The 12317-nt window shown below is 64.8% G+C and carries 14 protein-coding genes; 7 read left to right on the top strand and 7 right to left on the bottom strand.

The features are described 5' to 3' along the window. Positions 1-13 precede the first annotated feature (13 nt). A complete protein-coding gene (locus EP007_RS11860; RefSeq protein WP_128477857.1) occupies positions 14-1051 on the bottom strand; it encodes a 50S ribosomal protein L10 in 1038 nt (345 codons plus the stop codon). Position 1052: 1 nt separating this feature from the next. Then, positions 1053-1691, bottom strand: a complete 639-nt coding sequence (locus tag EP007_RS11855) for a 50S ribosomal protein L1 (protein WP_128477856.1) — start codon at positions 1689-1691, stop codon at positions 1053-1055. Positions 1692-1928: 237 nt separating this feature from the next. Between EP007_RS11855 and EP007_RS11850 the strand changes: the two genes are divergently transcribed. Continuing rightward, positions 1929-2459, top strand: a complete 531-nt coding sequence (locus EP007_RS11850; RefSeq protein ID WP_128477855.1) for an SRPBCC family protein — start codon at positions 1929-1931, stop codon at positions 2457-2459. Between the two features lie 42 nt (positions 2460-2501). Here the strand turns inward: EP007_RS11850 and EP007_RS11845 are convergent, their stop codons facing one another. Together EP007_RS11845 and EP007_RS11840 are read right to left on the bottom strand one after the other, a co-directional pair. Beyond that, positions 2502-3068, bottom strand: coding sequence for a plastocyanin/azurin family copper-binding protein (locus tag EP007_RS11845; RefSeq protein ID WP_128477854.1), 567 nt, complete (start codon positions 3066-3068; stop codon positions 2502-2504). 342 nt (positions 3069-3410) lie between these two features. Continuing rightward, positions 3411-4457 carry a M42 family metallopeptidase gene (locus tag EP007_RS11840; RefSeq protein ID WP_128477853.1) on the bottom strand — a complete coding sequence of 349 codons (1047 nt, stop codon included), beginning with the start codon at positions 4455-4457 and terminating at the stop codon, positions 3411-3413. A 261-nt stretch (positions 4458-4718) separates the two neighbouring features. On the opposite strand from EP007_RS11840, the gene EP007_RS11835 reads away from it, so the two are divergent. Further along, positions 4719-5717: a glycosyltransferase family 2 protein gene (locus EP007_RS11835; protein ID WP_128477852.1), complete on the top strand. Its 999-nt coding sequence runs from the start codon at positions 4719-4721 to the stop codon at positions 5715-5717. A 32-nt stretch (positions 5718-5749) separates the two neighbouring features. On the opposite strand, the gene EP007_RS11830 is transcribed toward EP007_RS11835, so the two are convergent. Together EP007_RS11830 and EP007_RS11825 are read right to left on the bottom strand one after the other, a co-directional pair. Further along, positions 5750-6844, bottom strand: coding sequence for a DUF354 domain-containing protein (locus tag EP007_RS11830; protein ID WP_128477851.1), 1095 nt, complete (start codon positions 6842-6844; stop codon positions 5750-5752). A gap of 181 nt (positions 6845-7025) precedes the next feature. After that, positions 7026-8519, bottom strand: coding sequence for a hypothetical protein (locus tag EP007_RS11825; RefSeq protein ID WP_128477850.1), 1494 nt, complete (start codon positions 8517-8519; stop codon positions 7026-7028). A 399-nt stretch (positions 8520-8918) separates the two neighbouring features. Here EP007_RS11825 and EP007_RS11820 point away from each other — a divergent pair, with 399 nt between their 5' ends. Then, entirely contained in the window at positions 8919-9182 is a 264-nt protein-coding gene (locus tag EP007_RS11820) for an MTH865 family protein (protein WP_128477849.1), read from the top strand. Here EP007_RS11820 and EP007_RS11815 read toward each other — a convergent pair whose 3' ends face one another. Beyond that, the gene (locus EP007_RS11815; protein WP_128477848.1) at positions 9183-9404 is read right to left on the bottom strand and encodes a hypothetical protein; all 222 of its coding nucleotides are present in this window, start codon (positions 9402-9404) and stop codon (positions 9183-9185) included. A 146-nt stretch (positions 9405-9550) separates the two neighbouring features. On the opposite strand from EP007_RS11815, the gene EP007_RS11810 reads away from it, so the two are divergent. From EP007_RS11810 to EP007_RS11795, 4 genes are all read left to right on the top strand, one after another. Beyond that, positions 9551-10930, top strand: a complete 1380-nt coding sequence (locus tag EP007_RS11810) for a hypothetical protein (protein ID WP_243700377.1) — start codon at positions 9551-9553, stop codon at positions 10928-10930. A gap of 58 nt (positions 10931-10988) precedes the next feature. After that, on the top strand, positions 10989-11303 hold the full coding sequence (locus EP007_RS11805; RefSeq protein ID WP_128477847.1) for a C2H2-type zinc finger protein: 315 nt from the start codon (positions 10989-10991) through the stop codon (positions 11301-11303). Between the two features lie 118 nt (positions 11304-11421). Then, positions 11422-11781 (top strand): DUF7541 family protein, encoded by a 360-nt coding sequence (locus EP007_RS11800; RefSeq protein ID WP_128477846.1) that lies wholly within the window; start codon positions 11422-11424, stop codon positions 11779-11781. 104 nt (positions 11782-11885) lie between these two features. Then, positions 11886-12113, top strand: a complete 228-nt coding sequence (locus EP007_RS11795; RefSeq protein ID WP_128477845.1) for a DUF6684 family protein — start codon at positions 11886-11888, stop codon at positions 12111-12113. Positions 12114-12317 lie beyond the last annotated feature (204 nt).

Genomic DNA, 12317 nt, shown 5'->3' with positions numbered 1-12317 from the left:
GTGTAGTGGTTGGTTATCCGAACATCTCGCCGAGTGCGTCGCCGCCGTCCTCGTCGTCGCCGTCGTCTTCCTCGTCTTCGGCGTCGGCGTCCTCGGTCTCGGTGTCGGATTCGGTTTCTTCGTCGCTCGATTCCTCGATGGCGGCACCTGCGGCGGGAGCTTCGACGTTAGAAAGCTCCTCGGGCAGTGCCTCCTCGTCGTCGATTTGCGCGGCGAGCGCGCGAACCTGTCCGTCCGCCTTGCTCACGAGGTCCGGCACAACGTCCGGACTCTCGATTTCGGCCTGCAGACCGAGGCTCTTGGCCTCGCCCTCGGCCTTCCGGACGAGCGTCGGCGCGGTCTGGGCGGTCGGGTAGACCGCGTTGACCGAGAGGTTGCGGGCGCGGGCCGCGGCGGCCTGCACGTCCGCGCGGTACTCCTCGACATCGATGGCCAGTTCGTCGGACTCGAACAGGACACCGTCGGAGAAGACACCGCGAAGGTCCAGTCCCACTTCCTTCGGCTCCATGCCGAGTTCTGCGAGGACGTTGGCCACTTCCTCGGACACCTCGTCGCCTTCCTCGGCGACGACGCTGTCCTCGGTGACGTGGATGGACCCTTCCATGATGCGGGCCGAAGCGCCGATGCTCTGGAGTTCGCCCACGAACGGGCCAGGGTCAACGCCCGTGTCACCCTCGGGGATGAGGATGTCGTTGGGCGCGACCTCGCCAGCGCTAATCGGAGCCGGACTCTTCGAGGCTTCGAGTTCCTGATACAGCCCGAACGGGTTGTCGTTCGTGCCGATGAGTCCGACTTCGCCGGAGACGTACTGCTTCAGCTCTTCCATACCCTCATCGACTTCGTCGAGGGCGCGCGAGAGCAGCGTGTTCCGGCTGATACGCAGTTCGGCGCTTCCGTGGAGGTTGCGCCGCATCGTCTGTAGCTGGCGCGACGGGATGCCCGTCACGTTGACGATGCCGACACTGCTGTAGCCTTCAATGAGGTCAACGATGTCGTCAACCTCGGCCTTTTTCCACTGGGGGATTGTCTCGGTCTTGCGTTCGGCCGACATGTTAGGCCACCTCCACGGACGGTCCCATCGTCGTCTTCACGTAGACGTTGTCGATGTTGAGCGGACCCTTTTCGAGGTTCGAGTGGAGTCGGCGAAGAATCACGTCGATGTTGTCGCCGATTTCTTCGGCGTCCATGTTCTCCGCACCCACGCGGGTGTGGAAGGTACGCCGGTCGCCACTCCGAAGCTGGACCGTATTCTTCATCCGCTGGACGGTCTCGACGACGTCGTCGTCGGGCTGAAGCGGTTCCGGCATCTTCCCTCGCGGACCGAGGATGGTACCGAGATACCGACCGATGTCTTGCATCAGTGCCGCTTCGGCGATGAAGAAGTCGGTCTCGTCGGCGAGGTCCTTCGCCTCGTCGTCGTCGTCGCCGAGGTCTTCGAGGTCGTCGCTGTCGAAGACTTCGTCGGCAACGTCTTCGGCGCGGAGGGCGGTCTCGCCCTCTGCGAACACGACAATTTTCGTCTCCTGTCCGGTTCCGGACGGGAGAACGATACTTTCGTCTACGCGGTTCGACGGTTCGTTCAAATCGAGATCGCGCAAGTTAATCGCAAGGTCCACCGTTTCGCGGAAGTTCCGCTCAGGTGCATCCTCGAGTGCGCGAGAGACTGCTTGCTCTATCTCCTGATCTGCCATTGTTCACCTCCGTAGTACGCAGGACGCTCCTACGGGTCAGTGAAACAGGTTACTGTCTGTTGTCGTCATCGTCACGGGCCGCCAAGACGGCGACTCCGCGACCGCACGGCAGTAGACAGTAAACGCCTGTCTCACCCGAATCGACGGCCATGCGAAACTTAAACCCGTCGAAGCAGCGCGAGTTCGGAGGCGCGACCGCCGGAAGTTTTACGCCGTGTTCGTTCGAAAGTTGCCAGCGTGGATAGCGTCGAACTCAGCACCGTCGTCTACGTTCCGCCCGAAGAGACCTACGACTTTCTCGTTGATTTTCCGGGCTACGCCGACTACTCGAAGCACCTCGGCCGAGTCGAACCAAACGGCGACGGCGGACCCGGCACGGAGTACGACATTCACATCCAGTGGTGGAAACTAAACTACGTTGTCCGCTCTGAGGTGACGGAGTTCGACCGCCCCGAGCGAATCGGCTGGCGAATCACGAAGGACCTCCGCGCGCACGGCGAGTGGCGAGTCGAACCCGCCCCGGACGCCGCGCGGTCTGACGCCGAGTCCGCCTCGCGGGTCCGCCTCGTCATCAAGTTCGACGCCGATTCGGCAAGTTCCGACATGCTGGACCTGCCCCGCCTCGTCTCGCTGGACTGGGTCATCGACAAGGTCAAACCGCTCGTCCTGAAGGAGGCCGAGCGCGTCGTCGAGCGCATCGTGGCCGACCTCGAAGGCCAGCGCCGCGAAGTCGAGTTGACGCTTCACGAGGCGCCCGACACGGTGTAACTGTCCGAAACGCGGAAAATCGAGGTCGCCGCCGCGAACGCGCTATTCTGCTTGGCCGTAGTCGCCGCCGTACTTCATGAAGAAGTACGCGAGACCGAGCGTGAACACCATCGCCGCCGTCGTGGCGACGCCGAGCGACTTCGCGCTGCTCGGAATGGCGGGACCGCCGCCCCCGCTGCTCGCGCCGCCTTCCTGTACCGTGATGGAGGCCGCCATCCCTGCGGTCTTGTGGGGCTGGCAGAAGTATTCGTAGGTCCCGGTTGTCTCGAACGTGTGGGAATACTCGTGACCGCTGTTGTAGGTCTTGCTTGCGCCGCCTTCGGTTCCCTCCCACTCCGCGCCGTCGGGTTGGCTGTCCACGACGATGTTGTGGTTGTCCGACTCCCAGACGAAGTTCACCGTCGTCCCCGGTGCGATAGTCAGTTCTTCGGGGTCGTAGACGAGGCTTCCGCCGGGACCGACGATGACCTCTTGGCTCCCGCCACCGCCGCCTTCCTCTTGACTCTCTGCCGCACCGGCAGTTCCCGCCGCGCCCGCGGCGGCCGCGGCACCCGTGGCGGTCCGCATGAATCCGCGCCGCGTGACCGACTCGGTTCCTTCCGTGCTCATACTCGGGGCTAACGGAGGTGGGTACTCTATACTTTCGATACCGACCCACCTTTTTTCCTCGTCGGGTGTTCTCGGGCGCGACCAGAGGTCGCGCCCTGCGGGCACCACTCCTCAAAAAAATGTGGATCAAAAAAGGGCCGCTCGCTCGGTCACTTGCGCGGCGCTCCGCGCCGCGCTACCACTCCCTCGCTCGCGGTACAGTTGCTAGTGACTGGTGGACAGTGAAGCGGAGCGAAAACTTGGTAAGGTGGAAAAAGCGAGAACTCGGTAGAACGAGGAGGCGAGCGCACGCGCGTGGACCATTGCACCGAGCGCGAGAATCGACCTGCGCAGACGCAGGTGCTACAGGCTGTAGTCGTGATTCCCGGTTTCGGTTTCGAGGAACGCGGTCAACAGGTCGATGGTCGCTTCCACGTCGGCGTGGTGGACGCTCTCGGTGACGGTGTGGAGATAGCGCGTCGGAATCGAAATCGCGCCGACGGGCTTGGCACCGTGGGTGTTCTGGAAGCCCGAGGTGTCGGTGGCCCCGGAGGGAAGCACCTCCAACTGGTAGTCCACATCTCGGTCCTCGGCCACCGAGCGCATCCGGCGGTGGACCTTCGGCGTCGTGACGACGCTGGAGTCTTTGAGCTTTATCGCCGCGCCGTCGCCGAGTTCCGTGACGTACTCGCTCTCCTTCTCGACGGCCGGGATGTCGTTGGCGACGGTCACGTCAAGCGCGACGGCGAGGTCGGGGTCGAGGTCCGCACCGAGCGCGGGCGCGCCGCGAACCCCCAGTTCCTCTTGGACCGTCGCGCAGAAGTGAATCGTCACGTCCGGGTCCTCGATTCGCTTCGCGGCTTCGAGCATGGCGAACAGACAGACCCGGTCGTCAAGCGCCTTGCCGGTCACGTTCTCGCCGATTCGCTCGGTGGTCTGTTCCATACTGACGAGGTCGCCGACCGAAACGCGCTCTTGTACCTCCTCGGCGGGCAGTCCGAGGTCGATTGTCACGTCCGAGACGGAGAACTCCTCGTCGTCGTCCTTGACGTGAGTCGGGACGGACCCGATGACCCCGGTCAAGTCCTCCCCGTCGGTGTGGACCGTCACGCGCTGGGCGCGCAGTACGTCGGGGTCCCACCCGCCGAGCGTATCGACTCGGAGGAACCCGTCGTCGGTGACGTGCTTGACCATGAAGCCGATTTCGTCCATGTGGGCCGCGATAGCGACCGAGTAGTCGCTCTCACCCTCGACGGTGGCGACGACGTTACCCATCGCGTCGGTGTGAACCGAGTCGGCCACGCCCTCGAACTCCCGGCGCACGAGGCCGCGAATTCGGTCCTCGTAGCCGGGAACGCCGCTGGTCTCGGTCAGTTCGCCCAGGAGGTCGAAGTCGAAGTCGAAGTCCATACCGGTTACTGCTCGCTCGATAGAGTTAAACGCCGCTATCGCTCTGCTGGCGGCGGTACCCATCGCGTGACTCCGCGTGTGGTCGCGCGTACCGACTCGCCAACGACCCCTTCGCAGTCGCTCGTTGTTCCCGGCGACTGCGAAGTCGATGCATAACAAAGGCCAGCGCGACGCAAGCAGACGGCGGAGCGACGCGACCGACGCGGTCCCGCCGAGGTCGGCGGGGTCGCTCGCTCGAACGAACGCCTCCGGACTCAAACGATGTACGAAGGAAACACGGTCGGCGTCGTCGTACCGGCCTACAACGAACAGGGATTTGTCGCCGATGTCATCGACGCCATCCCCGACTACGTGGACCGCATCTACGCCGTGGACGACCGCTCGACCGACGATACGTGGCGGGAGATACGCGAGTGCGCCAAGCGCGCGAACGGGGACGCGGACGCTTCGTCCGTCGAGCAGACCATCGCCGACGGCGGCGTCGGCGTCTCGCGTCGGGTCGTCCCGATTCGCCACGAGGAGAACTGCGGCGTCGGCGGCGCAATCAAGACGGGCTATCGGCGCGCCCGCGACGACGAGATGGACGTGACCGCCGTCGTCGCTGGCGACGGCCAGATGGACCCCGACCTGCTTGACAGGCTGTTAGACCCCATCGTGAACGACGGGGCCGACTACGCCAAGGGGACCCGACTCGTCGATTCGGAGTACCGCGACGGGATGCCGCCGTTCCGACTGTTCGGCAACCAACTGCTCACGCTCCTGACGCAGGTCGCCAGCGGCTACTGGCGGACGACCGACCCGCAGAACGGTTACACCGCCATCTCGCTGCGCGCGCTCGACCAACTGGACATCGACGGACTCTACGAGGACTACGGCTTCGCAAACGAACTGCTGGTCCGCCTCAACTGTCACGGGATGGCGGTCGCCGACGTGGCGATTCCGGCCATCTACGGCGACGAGGAGAGCACCATTCGGTATCGCACCTTCGTTCCCAAGCTATCGTGGCTCCTGTTGGCGAATTTCTGCCGTCGGCTTCGGGTCCAGTTCACCGAGTCGGGCGCGCGGACGCCCGCGGTCGGGTACGCGCTCGGCGCGTTCGGACTCGTCGCCGCCGTCGTCGCGGGGCTGCTCGACAGACTCGACCTGACCGCAGGACTCGTCATTAGCGGCTATCTGGCGCTCGGTCTCGGCATCCACCGGGACCGCGTCCACAACGACGGCTTGGAGATGCGCGTGACGAACGAGAGCGACGAGACGTAGCGACGTTTTCCGTTTCGGACCGGCGCGCCCGGTCAGACCGTCGCTTCGCCGACCATCCGCTCGTAGGTCCGCTTGGTCGGGAGCGACCTGAGCGCCGTCGAATCGGTCGCCACCGACACCACGAGGTCGGTCAGGTTCACCTTGTCAGCGAGGAACGCCTCGCGCTTTTGCGCCCACTCGTCGGCGACGCCCTCGTCGGCGAGCAGTCGAGTCGCCGTCTCCGAAACCGCGTCGAACGCTCGGAGGTTGTAGATGAGTCCTTCGCGTTCGAGTGCCGCGAAGTTGCCCATGTCGTCCTCGCCGACGAAGGAGTTCGAGCGAATCGCGGGCGTTCCCAAGAGCGCGGCCTCCGTAACCATCGTCTGGGTGTCCGCGACCAGCAGGGAGGCCTCGGCCAGCGCGTCGTGGAGCAGGGCGGGGTGCAGGTCGAAGGGCCGGGCCGGAACGTCCGAGAACTCCATCGACCCGCCCTCGTCGGAGACGAAGACGGTGGCCCGCTCGGCCAGCGTCTCGACCAGTCTCCGGCGCTTCTCGGGTGTGAACCCGTCATGGCCCACGTCGTGGTGGGACCCGAAGGCGTTGAGGCGGACGATGGCGAACGCCCCGTCCGGCCCGACGCCCAACCGCTTGCGGATGTCTCCCTGCGGTTCGTACTCCTCGGGGTGGAGATAGGCACACTCCTTGAACCCCCGGAAGACGTGGTGTTTCGCGCCGAGGTCCTTGTCGAAGGTGTGTGGTGTGAGGTAAGCCTCCGCGAAGGGCCGCGAGATGGCGTGGTCGAGGTGGGTGTTCTCCGAGTCGGTGACGAGGACGACCGGGGTGTCCGTGACTGCGCCAGCGTGGGCGGCGTAGGCTCCGACGCCGAATATCTTGTCCGGGTCGTAGCGCCGCGCCTCCCGGACGATGGTGAGGTAGTGGCGCGGAAGCTGTCGGGCCAGCGAATATTTGCTCGTCGCTAGTTCTCCGTAGACGACGTGGGGCAGGTCGTAGTAGTCGAGCAAATCGAGCGTACACCCGTAGTCGCGCGCCAGCAACAGCGTCTCGTGGCCCCGCTCGTTCAACTCCGCGACGGCGTTGCGATAGAGGTGGACGTGCGCGGGCGTGTTTGCGAAGAAGAGGTAGTTCATGTCCCGAGTGGCGTTCGCTCGCGCGCAGGGTTTGTTCTACGCCGCGTGGGACCGAATCAGTCGCCGACAACCGCCTCGCCGACGGAGCGTACGAGCGGTCTGACACGCTGGTAATCGCCCCTTACTGGACAACCGCGAGAAAAAGAACGCCGAACAACGGAGCTATCGAATCGAAAGCGAGTCAGGAACCGTCCTCGACGCGGACGTTCGCGGGACCGTCGAGGCTGAACGCCGTGATTTCGCCGGAGAAGCGGTAGCCGTCCTTGCCGCCGACGATTCGGCCCGAGATGGTGCCGTCCGAGACGGTGTCGTAGTCGTTGACCGACCCGAGCGCGGCGCTCTTGCGCGCCTCGCCGCTGACCTCGAAGGTGTAACTACTGGCGCGGCGCGGCCGGTTGCTCCCGTCGATGACCAGCTTGTTCGGCAGGACGAGGTCCGAGACGTTGACCTCCTCGCCCTCCCACCGGAGCGTCCACTGGCTCTCGTCGAGATTCATCGAAACCACGTCGCCGTCCACGAGGAACGAGTCGCCGTAGCCGTTGCCCGCGACGCCGGAGACGGTCACCGTGCCGTCGCCGTTGTCGGTCACGCTGTCGTTGTCCTCGGCCTTCACGTCGCCCGCGGAGGTGCGCTTTGCGACGCCGCCCTCGACGGTGAACTCGTAGGAGACGCTCGACGTGTTCGGTCCCGCGACGAGTTCGAGGAGCGCGCCCTCGCTGTCGGACTGCTCGGTGTCGCTGGTCGTGGTGTTCGACCCTGACCCGCCGCTGGCGCTCGACGTGCCGCTGGCGGCCTCGTCGGGCGTCATGGGGACGCCGTCGGGGACGCGACCCGTGTTCGCGTCCGACCCCCAGCGTGTGTTCTTCGAGATAATCTGGGGATCGCCCGCTCTGCCGTCCTGTTCGACTCGCGCGGGCGAACTGCCGATGTCCGAGTCCGTCACTTCCACCGGACCCCACCACGCCCAGACGCCACGGGGTTGCTTTGCGCCCGGCGACGAACAGCCGACGTCACAGCCGCGCGTGCTTCCGCCTTCGACCACGCAGTTCTCGACGTAGCAGGTCCGGCCGTCGATGGACCCGACGCGGATGTTGGAGATGTTGTTGCTGTTGAAGTAGCTGTCGTAGACGTTCACGACGCCGCCGTGGCTTCCGGCGTAGTCGTAGCCGGGGTCGGTGCCGTAGAGACCGTTGTCGATGAAATGCTGGATGTTGACCCTGCGGAAATTCAGCGTGCCGTAGTGGTCCGGACCGTTGACCCAGATAGCACCCTTACCAGAGCCTTCGGTCTGGCCGTCGCCCATGTAGAGGTTCTCGACCGTGGCGGTGCCACCCTTCGAGACCGAGGGCGTGAACAGGTAGTGGCCGCCGGGGTGGTTGCCCTTGAACGCAACGTTTCGGACCGTCCACCCGTCGCCGCTGGCGGTTATCTTCGCCGACGCGCCGTCGGCGGTCATGTCGATGAGGAGGTTCTCCAGCGTCTGGCCGCTCCCGACGCTGAACGTTCGGGTGTTGCCAGCCGAAACCGTGACCGTCCGGTAGTCCGCCGCATTTGCGTCGCTCGATAGTGCGCCGACGCCGAAAGCGCCAGCGAGACCTGCGCCCGCCGCTCCGAGGAAGGAGCGCCGATTGACCGCTCGTTCACCGCGTTCGCGTGCCGTCTTGTCGCGTGCCATAGCATCTTCAAAGCAAGGTTACTATATTACAAGCCTTACGGTTTCTCTTCAATATTAGATTACTAATTTATATGTCCGATATCGGTGGAGTACGGTCAGGTAAGTTATCGGCGTGTGATATTTCACCCCGAACCGGACGATTGCGCCGAAAATGCCACGAGCGGCAGTCTCAGCCGTTACAATGGAAGCGTAACCGGGTGCGCAGTTGAGTAATGCCGGGTTTCGGCGACGAACGTCCCCGAATTCTGAGGCGACTGGACGACGAAACCGTCTCCGAGTGGAGGCAACGAGCGTTGCGGCGGAGTTCGAGCCAACCGCGAACGGCGGCCGCAAGAAACACTCAACTAGTTCTTCGTTGTTCCGGAAACCTTTTGCCCCGAACAACACATATCATCGGACATGGCAGACGAAGAAATCGAAGCCGAACTCCGCGAACAGTTCACCGACGCATTCGAGGGCGCAGACTTCCCGGTCAGCAACCCGATGGACCTCGTGCCCGCGCTGCCGAACGGACCCGGCACGCGCTTCGAGGCCGGTGACGTTAGCCTCACCGCGATGGAGCTGTCCACGAAGATGTCCGACGCGCAGGACTTCCCGTACGACGAGGTGGACACCCTCGTGGACGACCTCCTCGAAGGGCTGAAACAGAAGGATATGCTGTAGCTACTCGTCTTCTTCTTCCTCGTCGTCTTCGGGAAGCGCGACTAGTAGCACTTCCCAGACGTCGTATTCTTCGTTGAACTGACTGTCGAGAACGCGGTCTTTCTCCCCGATGGGAATCGGCTGTTGGGGATGAGACACTTCCAGCCACGTCACGGTCGGTTCCGTGATGTCCATCTCCGCGATGTCGTCGGGACCCGCGGCGGTCTCGACTGATTCGTTCACGCTACGCTCCCCCGGACCTGTCGGTGTACCTTGACGTTCCATCCGAATCTCCCCGTCGTCTTGTACCACATCGTTTCATAAAACTGTGCCGGGCATTCGCTCGCCGGTCCGGAAGCCACAAGTCACGACCGTTCCAACCTCCGCTGATGAGACAGTCGCACGTCCGACTGCCCGTACGCGCGGCGTTCGCGCTCGTCGCAGGAACTCTCTTCGCCGGGACCGCGCTCGCCCACGGTGGGGGTCTCCGGGCGGCCTCCGGCGACCTCTCGGTGCCGACGTGGCTGTTCTTGCTGACCGGCGGCGGCGTCGTCGGCGCGTCGTTCCTGCTCGCCAGTTTCGTCACCGACCGGGCGTTCATCCGCGCGGTTCACGGCTGGCGGCGAGTCGCTGACGCGCCACTCGACGCCGCGATGGCGCTGACGCGGGTCCTCTCGGTCGCGGCACTGTTCGGCATCGTCGCAATCGGACTCTTCGGCCCGGAACGGATGTTCCGGAACGCCGCGATTCTGTTGGTCTGGGTCGGCTGGTGGGCGGGCTACGTCGCCACGATTTACCTCGTCGGGAACAGTTGGCCCGCGCTGAATCCGTGGCGGGCCGTCGCCGAGTGGGTGCCGACGCTCGACCGCGAGTACCCCGAGCGACTGGGCGCGTGGCCGAGCGTTGTCGGTCTCCTCGCGGTCGTCTGGCTGGAAGTCGTCAGTCCGCTGGCCGACGACCCGCGACTGCTGACGTGGGTCATCGTCGGCTATTCCGTCGTCACGCTGACTGGCGCGCTCGTCTTCGGCCCGGACGCGTGGTTCGGCAAAGCCGACCCCGTCGCGCGACTCTGCCGGTACTACGGGCAGGTCGCGCCGATTCAGCGCGCCGAGGGCGGCGGTCTCGAACTCCGACCGCCGGGCGCGGCGCTGACCGACCCGCTCCCCGACGACGGCCGCGACGGGGTGGCCTTCGTCGTGGCGATTCTGTGGGTCACGACCTACGACGGGTTCGTCGGCACGCCGCTCTGGGGCGACATCGCGCGCGGCGCGGTCGGTCTCGGCGTCCCTGCTGTCGTCCTCTACCCGACCGCGCTCCTCGCGGGCTACGCACTCTTTCTGGGAGTCTACTGGCTCGCGTCCGGATTTTCGCGCCGGACCGCCGAGACCTACCTGAAGCCCGACGCCATCGCCCGCCGGTTCGCGCCCTCGCTGTTGCCCATCGCGGCGGGGTACCACCTCGCGCACTTCCTCGGTCTCTCGCTGTCGCTGTCGCCCGCGCTGGTCTCGGCGCTGTCGAATCCGCTCCAGCCGCCGATCAACCCCTCCGTAATCGTCCTGCCGGACTGGTTCGGCATGCTCGCGGTGGCGTTCGTCCTGCTCGGACACCTGCTGGCGGTCTGGGTCGCACACGCGAGCGCGTACGAGGTGTTCCCCGGCCGGTTGCAGGCGATTCAGAGCCAGTACCCCTTCGTCGTCGTGATGGTCCTCTATACGATGTCGAGCCTCTGGATAGTCTCCGCACCGAGCGCCGCACCGCCGTTCGTCTGAAACGCGCGACGAACGTCACACCGAAACTGATCCCCGAAATCCACCCCCGAACCCAATCATGACCGACCGACCGACGCTGACCGACGACACCGAGGTGCCGCCGGGCGAATCGCCAGTCAACTGTCCCCACTGCGGTCGCCCACTGGAGAGCGAGCGACTGCTCGTGCTCCACGAGGGCATCGATCACTGGGAACGCCTCGACGACGAGCGCCGCGAGGAGTTCCACGAGACCTATCGACGCGAGAACGACGACCTGCGGACGTTCCGACTCAAGATGCTCGGGGTGTTGGTCGTGGTGTACTTCGCGTTCCTGTTCGTCTACTCGGTCCAGATGAACGACCCCTACAGCGTGATTTCGCTGGCCTTCGTCTGAGCGCCCCGACTCCCGCGGCGGCCGGGAGACGCCGCCCGCGAATACTTTCGGGTCGCGCCTCAACACCACGCAACTCCGGAGCGGTGCCCTTTAGTCGCTACCCGCCCGACCGGTAGGTATGGACGAGCAACCCGGACTGAGCGACGAGTACCGCAAGGCGAGTCCGTGGCCGGTGTTCGTCGCCTTCGGTCTCGCCATCTTCGAGGTCGGCATCGTCTGGCCACTCTTCCCCGTCGCGGTCGGCGGTCTCCTGCTGTTCGTCGGGAGCATCGTCGGCATCCTGCGCGAGTCGGGATACATCGCCGACCCGTGGAAGGGACTGGTCACGGCGTCGGTGCTGTGTCTCGCCGTCGGCAGCGTCATCACCTACTTCACGAGCGGATCGGTCCACCTCCGCGGCGTCGCCATCGTCGTCGGCGGAGTCATCTTCCTCTTCGGCGGCGTCTTCGGGTCGGTCTGGCAACCGAAGGCGGCCTGAGAAGCGACGGACTGACTCGGCGCGCGCGACGGCGCGACCGTACGCCCCCGCGCGGCCGACCCGAATCGGCAACCTATTTGGGACCCCCGTTGCTACCACCGTGTATGGCAACCCCCATCTTCGAACGGGAGACCTGGCTCGACATCTCGGTCAACATCATCCCGCTCTTCATCATCGGCTTCTTCGTCGTGTTGTTCACCGTCAACTCGCCGTGGAAAATCGAGGGGCTGACATCCGTCCTCGGGTTCGCCCTGCTTGTCGTCCCCTTCCTCCTGCTGGCGTACCTGACCTACATCGCGGCCGCCCTCATCGAGTCTGCCGAGTCGGAGTGACGCCACCGCCGTTCTCCCGTCCCGTTCCCCGAAGCAAACGGTCGGTACGGTAGCGTCGGTTTTCATTTCGCCTTCGTTTCGATTCGGTAACGCTTACTTCTGGGTCGCCGTGAGTCCGACGACAATCGTGGCGGAGTAGCGACAGTTAATGGATTTCTCCGCGAAAAGTTTGCAATCGGTTGGCACGAAACCCCCCGACGCCGC

This window comes from Halorussus pelagicus (assembly GCF_004087835.1).
In the GTDB taxonomy this organism is placed as follows: Archaea; Halobacteriota; Halobacteria; order Halobacteriales; family Haladaptataceae; genus Halorussus; species Halorussus pelagicus.
The sequence above is the reverse complement of the archived record's forward strand: the minus strand, read 5'-3'. Positions and strand labels throughout refer to the sequence as shown.